A 17,452-nucleotide genomic window follows, 5' to 3' on the forward strand; every position below is an offset into this window, starting at 1 on the left:
TGACTAGCCCTGCCACATTTAAGTCTTCATAGACGACCAAATCGTTAGATTGGATTAGGCGGAGTGCCACTCTTTTGGCAAACTCTTCTCGCTGCCGACTTACTCTTAAATGTTGGCGAGCATATCGACCAACTTAAACTCTTGTCTCAGTCGTGTGTTGTACCGAAATAGCTCAGTCTTACCCACACCCCGATTGTCCATCCAGTAACGCAAGACTTTATTGCGGACGAACTGAGTTGTCCGAATGGCTTCGTCGATGGCTTCGACTTGATAAGGTTTGGGTTTGACCTTGTATTCGAGAACCAACATTGTTTGACACTGGCTTGCTTGGTATCATTGTAGCACTCCTAATGCCGCCCTGGAAGGGCGGGGCTTGAAACCCATTATTTTTGGTCAACTGATGATGACTCAAGGTTTAGGCGAAAAACAGCATCTCTTGCAGGATTTTCAGCATATTATCAGTGATTTGCTGGCACAAGGCGATCGCCAACAAAAACAAACAATCCAGCAAGTGGACAAAATGCGTCACGAGATCACCACGCTCCAAAATCGTTTGGAGCAGATGCACGCTGAATTGCAACATCTGGTGAGTCAATTAGGAGAACGTTCCTAGAAATATTTGCTATAGTTCACGAGAATTCCCCGATTTCGAGACAGAAGTTCATTCCGGAGTTTGGGGTCTAATATTTGAGATAAGATCAGCTAGGGTTGGTCAAGTCCGCTTTTTGTGTGTAGCACCAAAGCCTACAATAGAGTTTGCCTTTCAGACTTAGGAGGAGAAATCCATGGAAGAATCCAACGTAAAAACCGCCGACACCACACAAACCCCTGATATTAAGACAGAACCCTCTGGTGCGATCTCAACAACCCCCTCGGCCACTCCCCCCCTGAGTGATCAGCCTTGGCAGGAATGGTTAGAGCCTGTTTTAGAGTTTTTAGGCAAGTTACCGGACTATTTGGGTAAGTTTTTCTCAGACTACAAGCAACCCCTGATTACGGTGGGTCTGATTGTGGCGGGTATTATTTCGGTGAAATTAACCCTAGCGCTGTTGTCTGCTATTAATGATGTCCCTCTGTTGGCTCCCATTTTTGAATTAGTCGGGATTGGATACACCGCTTGGTTTGTGTATCGGTATCTGTTGCAGTCCTCCACTCGTTCTGAGTTACTCACAGAATTTAATACACTCAAGGCTGAGATTTTAGGCACCGGCTCTAAAGAGAGTTAATCTCTGGGGTTTGGGAACGGATTGAGTGATTTTTGAGTGCATGAGGGTGATGGGTGTTAACTCATCGCCTTTTTCCTTTTTTCCTCTCCGTCACTCTCGAACTAACTAGGGTTTGCTGAATAACTCTACTCGTGGGAATAGGGAATAGGTAATAGGGAATTGATAATTGCTCCCCTGCTCCCCTGCTCCCCTGCTCCCCTGCCCCCCCGCTCCCCTATTTCCTATTCCCCCCTTAATCCTTGGGCGATTTGATAAGCTTTGGTCCACTCTGACATCACTTGAGATTTTTTGAGTTTGAGGGTTTTGGCGATCGCATCAATCCCCCGATTTTCCTTCAACTGACCGAGTATGTCTTGCTGGAGGGGAGTCAGACCCTGCCAAAACTGCTCCCATTGACTCAGGGTTAACCCTAAATTATGCTCCTTGAGGGAAATTTGTAGCCAATTGGCCACTAATTCAGGCCGACTCTTGAGGGCGAAGATTTTCACGGCATGGTAACTGACCTTTTCCCGGAGACGATAAACCTGTTTGACGGGAAGATTTAACTGTTGGGCGATCGCATCTTGAGAACAGCCTTGTAGATACAACCGTAGCCACGACACCGCTAGAGGTTCAACCTTTTCCAGTAAATACTGCTCAAACTCATCCTGTACCGTCTGACGGAGTAATTGCTGCTCTTCCCAGTCCTGTTGCTCTTGATAGCTTGTCACCGCTTCGGCATCCAACAGACTCACCGGAGAATCGGTTTCATCTACGGCAATTTCTTCCGAAATCATTTTAATCCGTTCAGTTTGGGGAATCTGAGTCATGCCTCCCCGTTGAGAACGCCGGAGATAATTGACAAAACGATAGACCAATAAAGGCTGATTGCGAATGGGACGCATACAGTATTCTTCCACCGAGGTTAAGAGTAATGTGTTGCGTAAGACCTTATCCTCAGTACATTCTCCAATCCAAGCGATCGCCGACTGAATATAGCGATCGCTGTTTAACATTTCCTGAATCACCTCTTGTAACACATCCGCCACCGCCCGCTTGCGATCGCGACTTAACGCCACCCAAGTCCGGATCTTATTGCGCAGCACCACCAAAGACCCCAAACGATTGATCAAATTGCCATAGGCCCGACTCGGCGGCACCCCTAAATAGCGTTGCTTCAAAATACGGTAGCGATACTCCATCGCCTGTTTCGCAATCCGTTCCTGCCGAGCATCCAAACCCTCCCAGCGCGTCAAATCCTCACCCAGTAACCAACGAACAATACTGTTTCGGCGAGCTTCACTCAGATCAGGACAATCCACCCTTAAACACTGATCCCACGTCTGCTGGAGTTCCTCGACTAATCCATTCATGCTCTTTCTTTCCTTTAACCCCTGCTGGACAGTTTGCATCACAATCTCCCTTGGCAAAGCGAAACATTAACTATGCTCATTTCATCATCTTAGACCAAGGATCTCAGTGATCCTGCCAACCTCAACTCCCCCATAATCATCACCCCTCCCACCAGAAATCATCACACAGTTAACCTGATATATCTCGCCCCATTCCTCCCATTTTGATCTCCCTTATCTTGTGTTGAAGATCACAAAGCAGACAGTCCATGCCCCCATCTTGTCCCCCCCTTCCAAAGGGGGGCTTCCGGACGGATTTTCTTCCCCCCATCTTGTCCCCCCCTTCCAAAGGGGGGCTAGGGGGGATAAATGAACGCAGTGGGAAGAGGTGAGCTTTTCCCTCCGTTGAGTAGAATCCCCCTAAATCCCCCTTCCAAAGGGGGGCTAGGGGGGATACGTTTTGACAACTTATTCTGCATAATTGGTCATTGACTTGACAGAACCAACAAGAGTCATTACCATCGTCTCCAAGAATCTTTGAAGTTTCATCCCCAAAAGTTTCCCATTTGGCTAAAATTTCGTTAGACTCGAATGGGAAAAGTGAACTGGAACTTTGTCTCTCTAGTCAGACAGGTAAGTCTAGAGTAACCTGAGCGGTTAGGATTACAGCACTCGAAAGTTCATTTTTTCGTGTTCCCTGGTTAAGTGTGAGGAAGATTGATGTCTAAAAATATTAGAAAGGCTTTGTTAGCTGGACCCGCTACCTTCGGCGCGCTGCTAGCCGTTGCAGGTAACGCAGTCGCCAGTCCTATTTCCACGAACGACACTGATTTTGTGTCCGCTAGCGACCTGCTCCAGCAAATTGATAGCTATAGCTCTGAGGGAAGTGCCACCCTGGGTCAAGCCGGATTTACCGGAGCTTCCCAGTTTAGTGATGTTTCCCCCGGGGACTGGGCGTTCCAAGCGTTGGATGACCTCGTGCGTCGTTATGGCTGTTTAGCCGGTTATCCTGACGGAACCTTCCGGGGCAACCGCGCTTTAAGCCGTTATGAATTCGCCGCTGGTTTAAACGCTTGTTTACAACAAATTGAGCGCATCATTGCTGAAACCACTGCCGATTTTGTGACTCGCGAAGATTTAGAGGTGCTTCGCCGTCTGCTGCAAGAATTTGAAGCAGAATTAGTCACCTTGGGAACCCGTGTTGATAATCTGGAATCCCGCACCGCTTTCTTAGAAGACAACCAGTTCTCCACCACCACCAAATTGGTTGGGGAAGCCATCTTTAACTTAGATATTCCCTTTGGGAAACGGGCGAATCCTACGTTCTTGACCAATGATTTGGGACCCTTTGGGACTGCCATTGGAAACAACAATGTTGCAATCGATGGAGATACTGTATTCACCGATGCCGCAGGGAATATTGTAGGCACCGCGATCGGTTTCCGCGAACCTCCTGCCCAACGGGGCATTGACAGCAACCTCGCTTTTTCTTACCGGGCGCGCTTAAACTTTGATACCAGCTTCTTCGGGACTGACCGCTTACGCACCCGTCTCCAAGCTCGGAACAACCTGAACCTGTCCAGTGTAGAAAACTTGGGGACAGATATGCTCTCCCCCAACAACTACGGGAACAGCAACAACCAGGTTCAACTAAGCAAGTTGTGGTACTACTTCCCCTTGGGTCGGAATATCCGCTTCCACGTTGGGGCGCAAGGAATGGATATTGATGACATCATTGATTCTGCTTCCACCAACCCCTACGCTATTGATGGCTTACCCTTGGGTCTAGCCTACAACACCGCTTTCTATGATACCCAAGGGGCTGGACGCGCTGCTGTTGGGGCGAACATCAAGTTTAGCGATCGCATTGGTTTAGATATCGGTTACTTTGCGGGCAATGCCAATGAACCCACCCGTGGGATCTTTGGTGGCTCTTACGCCCTACCTGTTCAGTTGAACTTTGACTGGGATCGGTTCAGATTGGCGTTAGGTTACTCCCGGACTTATGCTCCTAGCGGAGACGTATTCTTATCTGGTGTAGGCGATCGCTCCGCCGCTCCCTTTGGTCAAAACGCCACCTCCGGCAACCACTACCACCTAGCCGCTAGTTTCGACATCAGTCGCAGGGTGAACCTGAGTGGTTGGTTTGGTTACACCAGTGCTACTGGTGAAGCCACCCGTGCCGCTTTAGTGAAAGGTCGCAATGCCGATATCTGGAACTGGGGTGTGAACTTGGCCTTCCCCGACTTAGGGAAAGATGGGGCTGTGTTAGTCGCTGGTTTCAGCCAACTGCCCTACGCCAGCCACATCCAAAACCGTCCTAACGTGCGCAACGCTTCCTACTTAGGGAACCTAGAGTATCGCTTCCCCGTGAACGATAACATCGAAATTGCTCCCGGTCTGTTCACCGTCTTGAATCCTCAAGGGGATGCTCGGAACGGCGCAGTTTGGGGTGCTTTACTCCGCACAACCTTCAGATTCTAAACTTGTTCTAGGTTGATGCCCAATCTTAAACACTTGGGAGTAATCACCTAAAATAGTCAAGGGGTGGGATTCCTTCCCACCCCTTGCTCTGTCTAAAGGCAAAAATTTCCTTATCAGGAATCTTTCGCAAAATGCAAGACTTTGCTATGATATGAGCTAAAATTCAGTGAAGTGTCTGATGGAAACGTATAATTCATCTCTCTGGGGTTAGGATTACAATTTGTCAGTAGGGGGGGACACTCCCGAGTTAAAGCCCGAAGACCTTAACAATGTTGTCCCATTAGTTTAGTGGTTGATTTGGGAACCGGACGTTGTAACGCTTGCCGTCAGCGTCTGTGGGATGTCAAATTACTTACAAGTCTATTGTTTCGTTTTCCCTTGTGAAGTGTGAGGAAGTATTGATGTCTAACAATTTGAGAAGAGCCTTATTAGCTGCACCTGCCACCCTTGGCGCGCTCTTGGCTGTTGCTGGGACGGCTGTTGCTAATCCGGTATCTACCAGCGACCTGCTGGAACAAGTTAATAGCTATACCACTGAAGGTAATACCACCTTGGGTCAATCCGGGTTTCCTGGTGCTTCCCAGTTTGGTGATGTTTCCCCCGGGGACTGGGCGTTCCAAGCTTTAGATGACTTGGTGCGTCGTTATGGTTGTTTAGCGGGTTATCCTGACGGAACCTTCCGAGGCAACCGCGCCTTAAGTCGCTACGAGTTTGCGGCTGGGTTAAACGCTTGTTTACAGCAACTCGAACGCATCATTGCTGAAACCACTGCCGAGTTTGTCACTCGTGAAGATTTAGAAACCCTGCGCCGTCTCTTGCAAGAATTTGAAGCGGAATTAGTCACCTTGGGGACTCGCGTTGATAACTTAGAGTCTCGTACCAGCTTCTTGGAAGATAATCAGTTCTCCACCACCACCAAATTATTGGGGGAAGTGGTCTTTAACTTGGATGTTCCCTCCGGGAAACGGGCTGTTCCTACCTTTATCACGGGAACGACTGGCAACGGTCTGACCAATAATGGTTCTTTGGGCGACACCATTGTTACAGACGCAGCAGGTAATGTGATTGCTTCCGAGGTAGGGTTCCGGGAACCCCCCCGTCAAGAGAAGATGGACAGCAATCTGGCATTTTCCTATCGGGCGCGTTTAAACTTTGATACAAGCTTTGTAGGGTCTGACCGTTTGCGCACTCGCTTACAAGCTCGTAATGCTCGGAATTTAACGGATGTTGCCAATATTGGCACCGATGGCCTGCGTCCCGATCGTTATGGCAACAGCAACAATAGTGTTGAACTGAGCAAATTGTGGTACTACTTCCCTCTGGGACGGAACATCCGTTTCCATGTAGGGGCTACTGGGATGAGTATTAATGACATCATTAATTCTTCTACCACCAGTCCTTACAGCAAAGATAGCTTACCTCTGGGGATGGTTCATAATCCCGCTTTCTTTGAAACTCATGGCTCTGGTGGTGCAGCTGTGGGGGCTAATATCAAGTTGAGTGATAATTTGGCGTTAGATATTGGCTACTTTGCCGCCAATGCCAATGAGCCGGATGAAGGGCTGTTTGGGGGGAGTTATGCCCTGCCTGTGCAGTTGAGCTTCAAGTTATCTAACATCAGTATGGCGTTAGGGTACTCCCGCACCTATGCCCCCAGTGGTGCAGTGAATTTGACTGCAATTGGCGATCGCTCTCGGACTCCTTTTGGTCAGAATGCCACCTCTGGCAACCATTACCACCTCGCCGCCAGTGTTGATCTCGGTCGGGCCATGAACTTGAGTGGTTGGTTTGGTTACACCAACGCCATTGGGGAAGCCACCGAAGCCGCTTTAGTAAGGGGTCGGAGCGCGGACATCTGGAACTGGGGCATTAACTTAGCCTTCCCTGATTTAGGTCGCGATGGTGCTGTTTTAGTGACAGGTTTCAGTCAACTGCCCTACGCTAGCCACATTGAAAACCGTCCTAATGTGCGCAATGCGTCCTACTTAGGGAACTTAGAGTATCGTTTCCCTGTGAACGATAACATCGAGATTGCGCCCGGATTGTTCACCATCCTGAATCCCCAAGGGGATGCTCGAAATGGGGCTGTTTGGGGGGCTTTACTCCGCACCACCTTTAAGTTCTAGGCATCACTTCTACCATCAAGGTTGACGAAAAAGGGGGGATTTTTCCCCCTTTTTTGGCTCTGTTTTCCTCCTACTGCTCAAGGCGCAAGAGGTTTGATAAAGCAGCGTCAATCCATCTTGATTAAATCCGTCACTCTCGGATTAATAATCTTCCGACCAATATCAAACTGAATAGCCAGATTGGTCTTTTTCCCACTGCCTAACACATGGGTCACTTGCCCTAAACCAAAAACTTGATGAACGGCTTGGTCCCCCACTTGCCAGACAATCTCCTCGGAAGGAGTCCCAGATCCCTTAGTTTTGCGAGTTTTACGGGCTTTACGGACATTGGTGCTAATTAACTCCTCCGGTAATTCGGCGAGGAATTGGGAGGGAACAGCAGGTTCTCGATACCCCCAGAGACGACGTTCTTGGGTATAGGTGAGAAACAGTTGTTCTTGAGCGCGGGTAATGCCAACATAACAGAGACGGCGCTCTTCTTCTAAGGAGAGAGGATCTTGGATTGCCCGTGCATTGGGGAATAGACCCTGCTCCATCCCCACCATGAACACAATGGGGAATTCTAGACCTTTGGCGGAATGGAGGGTCATGAGGGACACTCGGCCTGTTCCTTCTTCGAGATTATCTAAATCAGAAGCGAGGGACGCACTAGCGAGAAAGGCCTGTAAACTGGTGTCCTCGTTTTCTTCTTCAAACTGAGTCATGGCATTATACAACTCTAGGACGTTGCTCACGCGGTTATCTGCTTCATCGGTCCCTTGAGTTCGTAGGTTGTCTAAATACCCCGATGCCTCCATAATCCCGTCCAGAATTGCCGCCGCGCCTTGGTCTTGACTAGCAAGTTGGTACTCTTGAATCATTTTAGCCAATTGATGAATAGCTTTGCTGGCACGGGAGGCGATCGCATTTACCGAAGTTTCATCACTCAAAATCTCCCACAGAGGGACATTTAGCTCCGTTGCGGCCTGCATTAATTGGTCAATAGTCGTCCGTCCGATTCCCCGACGGGGAGTATTAATAATCCGCAGTAAACTGACCGTATCAGCCGGATTAGCAATCACCCGTAAATAGGCCAGAGCGTCTTTAATTTCTTTGCGGTCGTAGAATTTTTGACCCCCCACAATCAAATAGGAAATATTGGCCTGAAGTAGAACCTCTTCAAAGTTGCGAGATTGGGCATTGGTGCGGTAGAGAATCGCAAAACTGCCCCAGTTTAACTCAGGGTTTTCTGTAGTTAATGCTACAATTTGCTCTACCACAAAACGGGCTTCTGCTTGTTCATCACTGCCACGATAACAATAAATTTGTTCCCCACTGCCTCGGGTCGGTCGGAGAACTTTATCAATTCGATGGGTATTATTTTCAATTAAATAATTGGCCGCTTGGAGGATATTTTCTCGGGAACGATAGTTTTCTTCTAGCTTAACCATCGTCTGGGTTTCTGTATCGGGCAAATTATCTCCAAAGTCTTCTTGAAACCCTAACAAAATAGTATAGTCTGCCATCCGGAAGGAGTAAATCGATTGATCCGCATCCCCCACCACAAAAACAGAACGCTGTTCCCAATTCCATTGTTCCGACTTAGGTTCTCCATTCGTCGCCAAAAGACGAACTAAATCATATTGAATCCGGTTTGTATCTTGGTATTCATCGACTAAGATATGGCGGAATTGTTGATGCCAGTAGCCTAGAACCGTATCATTTTGCTGAAAAAGGCGGACTGGGACAAGAATTAAATCATCAAAATCTAGGGCATTATTCGCCGCCAATTGATTTTGATATTCTTCATATACGTCGGCAATAACTCGACCGCGATAGTTAGAATTTTCTTGGGCATAATCTTGAGGTGAGAGTCCTAAGTTTTTGGCGTTACTAATCGCATAACGCACGCTTTTGGGATTGAATTTTTTATCGTCTAAATTCAGTTGTTTGGTGGTAATATTTTTAACTAAACTTTGGGTATCGGATTCATCAAAAATGGAAAAATTGCGCTGCCAAGTGCGGCCTTGCTCATCTTGATATTTATTGATATCATAGCGTAGAATCCGAGAGAAAAGGCTGTGAAATGTCCCGATCCAGAGGGGTTTAATTACCGTTCGGTAAACTTTAGACCGGAGGGCGGTTTGTTCTTGGGAGGTGAGGGCATCTAATGGCTTTTGATACTTTTCAAAGGCTATTTTTTGACTAAATAACCGTTCGATGCGCTCCTTCATTTCCCGGGCGGCTTTGTTGGTAAAGGTAACAGCTAAAATATTTTCAGGATGAACCTTGTGGTGATTAATGAGATGAAAAATACGATAGGTTAAAGCTCTAGTTTTGCCGGATCCTGCCCCTGCAACCACAAGAAGAGGCCCACAAAAGTGTTCGACCGCAGATCGTTGAGAGGTATTGAGGGAGGCAAGAAAATCTGGAGTTGATATCATGAGAACGAGATGGAGAAATTGTACAGAGATTAAGAAGCGTGAAGAAAACGGCCGACTGTTCTAGGGTCTACACAGAACGTAAAAGAGTATGTCACAATTGGAAGGGGAGATAAGCGCGACCTTAAAAGCTGACCTTAAAAGCTAAGGTATCATCCTGTCCTCTGGTTAAACACTCATTCTAAGATTTTCTGAAGTTTATGCAAAATGCTGAGTCGTCTAGACAGGCTCAGTCTTTATGGAAGTTACGTCAGGTAACAGTGCAAGAAATAAGGGCGCTTCTAGACGCAGACCGAGTTAATTTATTAGCCTTTCAACCGGATGGGGTGGGAGTGGTGGTGAGTGAAGCGATCGCACGCCCCAACTACGCCCCAGATTGTCGGGCTGCCCGTCCGGTGTTGCCCTCCTTATTAAACCTACATTTTCCGGCTGCCGATATTCCCTCCACCTCACGGGTACGGTTTTTGGAAAGTCGCTTGGGTGTCCAAGTCAACACCATCACCCAAGAGGCGGTTTACTTCCACCTGAACCCAAAACGTCGGGAATCAGTCCATCCCCCTATTACGGCAGATCCCTGTCATGTGGAATATTTGGGGCATTTGGGGGTTCAGTTTTCCTTGACCATCCCGGTGATTATTAGTCAGGGGGTGGTAGTACCTTCCTCCTTAGCTTGGGCGGAACAGGAATGTTTGTGGGGCCTGGTGATTGTTCACTATGTCACACCTCCCCCCGAGAGTCCCCACGAGAAGTTACCACAACTGGAACTCTATATAGAGCGGCTACAACGGTTTTTAACCCGAGAACAGACTATCCGCCATCAGCACCGGGCGCAACAAGAGGAAAGTCTGTTGATGGAAATTCGCCAGTTATTGATTCATGGGGGAGAAACAGACTGTTGGCAAGTGGTTCTGGAAAAAGTGGTGAAGGCCTTGGGAGGGTGTGGAGGCTGTTTAACTTGGTATGGTTATTTAGAGGGGATTCAGCCCCAGTGTTATATCTTGGGGGATTATCCCTTAGAGGCTCATGAGGTTGTCCAACAGACGTGGCAGAACCTACTTGATACGGCCCCTTTAGAAGCGGTGACGGTTCCGTTGCACTTTCCCGCCCTCAGTATTGATTTGTTGTCTCCCGCAGCCCCAGATGTTTTGAAAACGGCGTTTCAGAATACATCGACTCGGCTGTTGTTGGGGGTAGGTTTACAGTCGGGTTATGAGTATGTGGGTCATTTGAGTATTTTTCGGCGGGGGCGCGATCGCCAAATCTATTGGGCGGGCAATCCAGAACGCCCCCAAGGGGAACGCCAGCCCCGTTTTGCCTTTGATCCTTGGTTGGAAACCGAAACCCAAGCGGTGGATTTTTGGTTAGAGGAGGACTATCAATTTATCAAACGGGTGGCCGAACAAATCTACACAGCCCTGCGTCAGCAGCAAATTGAGCATTTACGAGTCAGCCAACGGGGTTATCATGCCCTAACGCAACTGCCCAACCGTCAATTTTTGAGTGAAAAACTGGCGATCGCCCTGATTAACAGTAATCTCAATCATGAACTGGTGGCCGTGATTTTCATTGACCTAGATCGTTTCAAACAGGTGAATAAAGTCTTAGGTCATCGGGTGGGCGATGAACTCTTGTGTTTAGTCGCCCAACGGTTAAAAGAACACATTGCCCCCCCGAAAAACCTCCTCGCCCATTGGAGTGGGGATAAATTTGTTGGTTTATTACGACAAATCAAACAGGCCGAAAGCGAAGCCATCGAAACCCTCTGTCAGGATATTAGCCAAGAATTCCAAGAACCCTTTTATCTCAGTGGGCAGACCATTTATGTCACCTTGAGCATGGGGGTGGCCTTAGCTCCCTATGATGGCACCAATCCCGAAACCCTGCTTCTCCATGCCGAGGCAGCGATGTATAACGCCAAACAGCAAGGGAGGAACACCTATCAGTTTTATCGGGCCGCTTTAGGCGATCGCCTGAATCCCCTCTCCCTAGAAGCTGATTTACGATCAGCCCTGATTAACAACCACTTTCAGCTTTACTACCAGCCCCAAATTGACCTGAAAACCGGGAAAGTGATGGCAATGGAAGCCCTCATCCGGTGGCACCATCCCCAGCGTGGTCTAGTCTCCCCCTGTCACTTTATCCCCCTTGCCGAAGAAAGTAGTTTAATCTGTGATCTCGGAGTCTGGGTATTACACGAAGCTTGCTTACAATATAAAGTCTGGGAAAGTCTGGGCATGGAACATTTACGCATCGCCGTTAATGTCTCCGCCAGACAATTCCAACAAGTAGACTTTCTCAACACCATTACCGGGATTTTAGCCGACACTGAAACCCCTCCCTCCGCCATTGAAATTGAGATCACCGAAGGCACCGCCGCCAAAGATGTGGAATTAACCACCACCATCCTGCAATATTTACAAAATCTCGGCGTGACTGTCGCCCTCGATGACTTCGGCACGGGGTATTCTTCCCTCAATGCGATCAAACACTTTCCTCTCAATACCCTTAAAGTCGATCAATCCTTTGTGCGGGATGTGATCACCGATCCCACCGATGCCGCTATTGTGAAAACCGTCGCGGCCTTGGGACATGGGTTAAAATTACAAGTCCTCGCTGAAGGGGTAGAAACTTTGCAACAACTGGAGTTTTTACAATCGATTAATTGCGACTTAATACAAGGGTACTTATTTAGTCCCCCCCTGTCCTCCTCCGCCGCCACGGAATTCCTGCAAAACTGTGCCAACGGAGCCAGCTTACAATATCGTTTTAACGCCCACAACACCGGGGAAGATGACTTAATTAGTACCCATCCGGCCTTGCAAGACCTGTTAAAACAAGCTCAACGGGAACATCTGACCGCCCAAATTGCCCAACAGATTCACTCCTCCCTGAAATTAGAGGATATTCTCAACACCACCGTCCGGGAAATTCGCCATTTTCTCGGAACCGATCGGGTGATCTTGTACCAATTTAAGCCCAATTGGGATGGGCAAGTGGTTGTAGAATCGGTGGGGCCGGGGTGGAAGTCTTTGTTAGGGCAAAGTATCAACGATCCCTGTTTCCGGGTGAAATGCGCCCCCCTCTACCGTCGGAATCGCATTTCCGCCATCTCCGATGTGGAACATAGCCCCCTAGAACCTTGCTATCGTCAAATGTTACGCCGCTATGAGGTGCAAGGGAATCTAGTGGTGTCTATTGTGCGGAAAGAGGAACTTTGGGGGCTACTGATTGCCCATCATTGTAGTGGGCCTAGGGAGTGGCTGAACAGTGAAATAGACCTGTTACGTCAACTGGCCTCCCAAGTTGCGATCGCCATCTACCAATCCCAACTCTATCAACAACTCGAACAGGCCAACCAAGAACTCCGCCAAATTGCCACCCAAGACAGTTTAACCGGAGTAGCCAACCGTCGCGCCTTAGATGACTATATCCTCGAAGTGTGGGGACACTTACAACAAGAACAAGCCCCCCTCTCCCTCATTTTGTGCGATATTGACCACTTTAAATACTATAACGACACCTACGGTCATCAAGCCGGAGATCACTGTCTAAAACAAGTTGCTGGAGCCATGCAGCACGTTGTGGAGAATCCCCGGCATCTCGTCGCCCGTTATGGAGGAGAAGAATTTGCCATCATCCTCCCCCATATCACCCACACCGAAGCGCTGGAAATTGCTACCCATTTACAGCAACATCTGCACTCCCTTAAAATCCCTCATATTTCCTCCCCCATTAGTCCGTTTGTTACCCTAAGTATTGGGGTGACTACCCACGTCCCCCGAGCAGAAAAATCCCAGGATATCCTAATTGCTGAGGCAGATCAAGCACTCTATCGGGCAAAAGCCCAAGGGAGAAACTGCATTGAATCCATTACCCATTAATTGGAGTGTTAAAAAAGTGATAATCATTAATTGATGATTAATAGTTGATGGTGGGTTTTGGTATTTACTGTTTACTTTTAAAGGATGGTGGGTCAGGATTACAGCAATTCCTGTGTTGCCCAAGTTATTCCTTCTGACACACCCTACAAACTTGTTTACTATTTAGTGCTTAAATTCTTATGTCCTTTGTTGGTTTACATATTCATAGCGACTATAGCCTCCTCGACGGTGCATCCCAACTCCCGGCCTTAGTTAATCGTGCCGTAGAATTGGGAATGCCCGCCATTGCTCTGACCGATCATGGGGTAATGTACGGTGCAATTGACCTCATTAAAACCTGCCGAAATAAAGGGATTAAACCCATTATTGGCAACGAAATGTATGTCATTAACGGGCAAATTGAAGACAAGAAAAAACGCTATAAACGCTATCACCAAGTTGTTTTAGCTAAAAATACCCAAGGATATAAAAATTTAGTCAAACTTACCACAATTTCCCACCTAGAAGGAATGCAAGGGAAAGGGATCTTTACCCGACCTTGTATTAATAAAGACCTGTTAAAAGAATATCACGATGGATTAATTGTTACCAGTGCTTGTTTAGGGGGAGAAGTTCCCCAGAATATCTTAAAAAATGACCTCGTAGAAGCCCGGAAGGTTGCCCAGTGGTATAAAGAGATTTTCGGGGATGATTACTACTTAGAAATTCAAGATCACGGTTCCGCAGAGGACCGAATTGTTAACGTTGAAATTGTTAAAATTGCCCGGGAATTAGATATTCAAATTATCGCCACCAATGACTCCCATTTTATCTCCTGTCATGACGTAGAAGCCCATGACGCACTGCTTTGTATTCAGACGGGAAAATTGATTAGCGAGGACAAGCGTTTGCGCTATAGCGGCACCGAATACCTCAAGTCTGCCGAGGAGATGAAAGGCTTATTCCGTGACCATTTGAGCGATGATGTAATTGAGGAGGCGATCGCCAATACCATCGCCGTAGCCGAGAAAATCAAACCCTACAAAATCATGGGAGAACCTCGTATCCCTAACTACAAAGTTCCCGCCAATCATACCCCCGATAGTTACTTAGAAGAAGTCACTTGGCAAGGATTACTTGAACGGCTCAATTGTCGCCATCGTTCCGAAGTCCCTCCCCTCTATAAAGAACGCCTAGAATATGAACTTAAAATGATGCAACAGATGGGCTTTTCCACCTATTTTTTAGTGGTGTGGGATTACATTAAATACGCCCGAGATAATAACATCCCCGTGGGGCCAGGACGGGGTTCTGCGGCCGGTTCTTTAGTCGCCTACTCCCTAAGAATTACGAATATTGATCCCGTTCATCATGGCCTATTATTTGAGCGGTTTTTAAACCCTGAACGGAAGTCCATGCCGGATATTGACACCGACTTTTGTATTGAAAAACGGGATAAAGTTATTGAATATGTCACCGAAAAATACGGCAAGGCCAATGTCGCTCAAATTATCACCTTTAACCGCATGACCTCTAAAGCGGTATTAAAAGATGTGGCACGAGTGCTTAATATTCCCTATGCAGAATCTGATTTAATGACCAAATTAATCCCTGTTTCTCGGGGAAAACCCACCCGTTTAAAGGTCATGGTTTCTGATGAGACACCTTGCCCAGAATTTAAACAAAAATATGATACAGACCCCACCGTAAAACGCTGGGTAGATATGGCAATCCGCATTGAAGGGACGAACAAAACCTTTGGCGTTCATGCGGCTGGGGTTGTTATTTCTTCCCAACCGTTAGATGAAGTTGTTCCCTTACAAAAGAATAATGAAGGGGCGGTTATTACCCAATACTCAATGGAAAATTTAGAGTCTTTAGGTCTGCTAAAAATGGACTTTTTAGGCTTAAAGAATCTTACCACGATTCAAAAAGCCGCCGATTTAATTAAGCAAAATCGGGGGGTTGATTTGAATGTAGATCAACTGCCCTTAGATGAACGGAAAGCCTTACGAATTTTGAATAAAGGGGACGTGAAAAAAATGCCCCCAGATATTCAAAAAACCTATGGCTTATTTAAAGATGGGCAACTGGAAGGCATCTTTCAGGTGGAATCTGAAGGGATGAAACAAATTGTTAAAGACCTAAAACCATCTGGAATTGAAGATATTTCCTCGATTTTAGCCTTGTATCGTCCGGGGCCATTGGATGCGGGATTAATTCCTGATTTTATTAACCGCAAACATGGACGAGAAGCCATTCAATATGAACATCCCTTGTTAGAGTCTATTTTAGAGGAAACCTATGGGATTTTGGTCTATCAAGAGCAAATTATGAAGACAGCCCAAGACCTCGCAGGGTATAGTTTAGGACAGGCAGACTTACTCCGTCGGGCGATGGGGAAAAAGAAAGTGTCTGAGATGCAGAAGCATCGGGAGATTTTCATTGATGGGGCGACGAAAAACGGGGTATCTCAACGGATTGCTGAACATTTGTTTGATCAAATGGTTAAGTTTGCTGAATATTGCTTAAGCTATGATACAAAAATTCTCACGGTGGAGTATGGTGCGATCGCAATCGGTACAATTGTAGAGCAGGGTTTGCACTGTAACGTTTATAGCGTTGATCCCAATGGCTTCATTTACACTCAACCCATTGCCCAGTGGCATCAGCGAGGGGAACAAGAAGTTTTTGAATACACCTTAGAAAATGGTTCAACGATTCGGGCAACAAAAGACCATAAATTTATGACCCAACAGGGGAAAATGTTGCCCATTGATACTATTTTTGGGCAGGGTTTAGACTTACTGCAATTTTCGTTAGAAGAAACAGAAAATTCTAAAAAAGTTAGTTCTAATCAGGAGCATCTGATGTGCATTTAGTCGAAGTGAGCTAGTTTTTGTAAGGGGACAATACATCATGAATAACAGTCACATTCGACTCAACGTGATTACGAAAGAATGGGTTATTTTTTCCCCTAGTCGTCGTCAACGTCCCCAAGACTTTCAACAAGATCCAAGTTTACACATCGAACCCCCTTGTTATGACCCGCACTGCCCCTTTTGTAACTTTTCTGAAGTCTCTTCTGAAGTCGTTATTCTAGAAATTGCCAACCCTCAAAAAACGGGCTGGCAAACGAGAGTAGTTCCCAATAAATACCCAGCCTTAACACCTGATTCTAAAACCACTCGACAACTGGATGGGATTTATTTATCTATGCCCGGTTATGGTTGCCATGAGGTGATTGTAGAAAGTCCAAAACATCATTTAGATATTGCAACAATGCCTTTACAAGAGGTAGAAATTGTGATAGAAACCTATCATCAACGCTATTATGATTTAATGGTAGCTCACCAGAATATGATGGCGATTATTTTTCGCAATCATGGTCATAAAGCAGGGGCTTCTTTACAACATCCTCACTCCCAGATTATTGTTACAGGAATGGTGCCACAACATATTCGCTACGCTGAACAGGAGGCACAACGCTATTATGATACTTGGTCAAAATGTCTGTATTGTGAGATTTTAGCCCAAGAAAAAAGGGAGAGAGTGCGGATGGTGGCCGAAAGCAATTTATTTTTTGCTTTTATCCCCTTTGCGGCCGATGTTCCCTTTGAAATCTGGATTATGCCAAAAGTTCACCAAGCCGATTTTGGCAGTATTTCTGATGCGGAAAAGGTCGATTTTGCATCTATTTTAAGGCGGGTTTTACGGCAGTTAAAGACTAAGTTAAACAACCCTGATTATAATTATGTCATTAATACGGCCGCTCGCTATAAGGCTGAAGAACCTCAAGTCCATTGGTATTGTCAAATCCGCCCTCGTTTAACTACACCTGCGGGGTTTGAAATTGGTTCTGGGATTAGTATTAATCCTTCTTTACCGGAGTCTGACGCGGAATATTTACGGTCTTAATTAGGGCTTGCTGAATAACTCAGGGAGCGGGGGAGCAGGGGAGCGGGGGAGGAGGGGAGCAGGGGAGCAGGGGAGGAGGGGAGTCAG

General features: G+C 46.9%; 9 protein-coding genes and 1 pseudogene. 7 read left to right on the forward strand and 3 right to left on the reverse strand.

Annotated features, from left to right (window positions below; genetic code table 11):
* Positions 1-117: 117 nt before the first annotated feature.
* Positions 118-309 (reverse strand): annotated as a pseudogene (locus tag K4A83_RS11925) (RNA-guided endonuclease TnpB family protein); the annotation flags it as partial.
* A gap of 64 nt (positions 310-373) precedes the next feature.
* Here K4A83_RS11925 and K4A83_RS11930 point away from each other — a divergent pair.
* Positions 374-613 (forward strand): hypothetical protein, encoded by a 240-nt coding sequence (locus K4A83_RS11930; RefSeq protein ID WP_265264786.1) that lies wholly within the window; start codon positions 374-376, stop codon positions 611-613.
* Between the two features lie 172 nt (positions 614-785).
* Positions 786-1,226 carry a CAAD domain-containing protein gene (locus K4A83_RS11935; protein WP_265264787.1) on the forward strand — a complete coding sequence of 147 codons (441 nt, stop codon included), beginning with the start codon at positions 786-788 and terminating at the stop codon, positions 1,224-1,226.
* Positions 1,227-1,447: 221 nt separating this feature from the next.
* Here the strand turns inward: K4A83_RS11935 and K4A83_RS11940 are convergent, their stop codons facing one another.
* Positions 1,448-2,617: a HetZ-related protein 2 gene (locus K4A83_RS11940; RefSeq protein WP_407810010.1), complete on the reverse strand. Its 1,170-nt coding sequence runs from the start codon at positions 2,615-2,617 to the stop codon at positions 1,448-1,450.
* A gap of 660 nt (positions 2,618-3,277) precedes the next feature.
* Between K4A83_RS11940 and K4A83_RS11945 the strand changes: the two genes are divergently transcribed.
* Both K4A83_RS11945 and K4A83_RS11950 read left to right on the forward strand, forming a co-directional pair.
* Positions 3,278-5,041 (forward strand): iron uptake porin, encoded by a 1,764-nt coding sequence (locus K4A83_RS11945; RefSeq protein WP_265264790.1) that lies wholly within the window; start codon positions 3,278-3,280, stop codon positions 5,039-5,041.
* A 401-nt stretch (positions 5,042-5,442) separates the two neighbouring features.
* The gene (locus K4A83_RS11950) at positions 5,443-7,167 is read left to right on the forward strand and encodes an iron uptake porin (RefSeq protein ID WP_265264791.1); all 1,725 of its coding nucleotides are present in this window, start codon (positions 5,443-5,445) and stop codon (positions 7,165-7,167) included.
* A 107-nt stretch (positions 7,168-7,274) separates the two neighbouring features.
* Here K4A83_RS11950 and pcrA read toward each other — a convergent pair whose 3' ends face one another.
* Entirely contained in the window at positions 7,275-9,590 is a 2,316-nt protein-coding gene (pcrA, locus tag K4A83_RS11955) for a DNA helicase PcrA (protein WP_265264792.1), read from the reverse strand.
* Between the two features lie 197 nt (positions 9,591-9,787).
* Between pcrA and K4A83_RS11960 the strand changes: the two genes are divergently transcribed.
* From K4A83_RS11960 to galT, 3 genes are all read left to right on the forward strand, one after another.
* A complete protein-coding gene (locus K4A83_RS11960) occupies positions 9,788-13,468 on the forward strand; it encodes a diguanylate cyclase domain-containing protein (protein ID WP_265264793.1) in 3,681 nt (1,226 codons plus the stop codon).
* Positions 13,469-13,647: 179 nt separating this feature from the next.
* Complete coding sequence (locus K4A83_RS11965) at positions 13,648-16,329, forward strand: DNA polymerase III subunit alpha (protein WP_265264794.1); 2,682 nt, start codon at positions 13,648-13,650, stop codon at positions 16,327-16,329.
* A gap of 37 nt (positions 16,330-16,366) precedes the next feature.
* Positions 16,367-17,365 (forward strand): galactose-1-phosphate uridylyltransferase, encoded by a 999-nt coding sequence (gene galT / locus K4A83_RS11970; protein WP_265264795.1) that lies wholly within the window; start codon positions 16,367-16,369, stop codon positions 17,363-17,365.
* The last annotated feature ends 87 nt before the right edge of the window (positions 17,366-17,452 follow it).

Source organism: Spirulina subsalsa FACHB-351 (assembly GCF_026130165.1).
Taxonomy (GTDB): Bacteria; Cyanobacteriota; Cyanobacteriia; order Cyanobacteriales; family Spirulinaceae; genus Spirulina_A; species Spirulina_A subsalsa_A.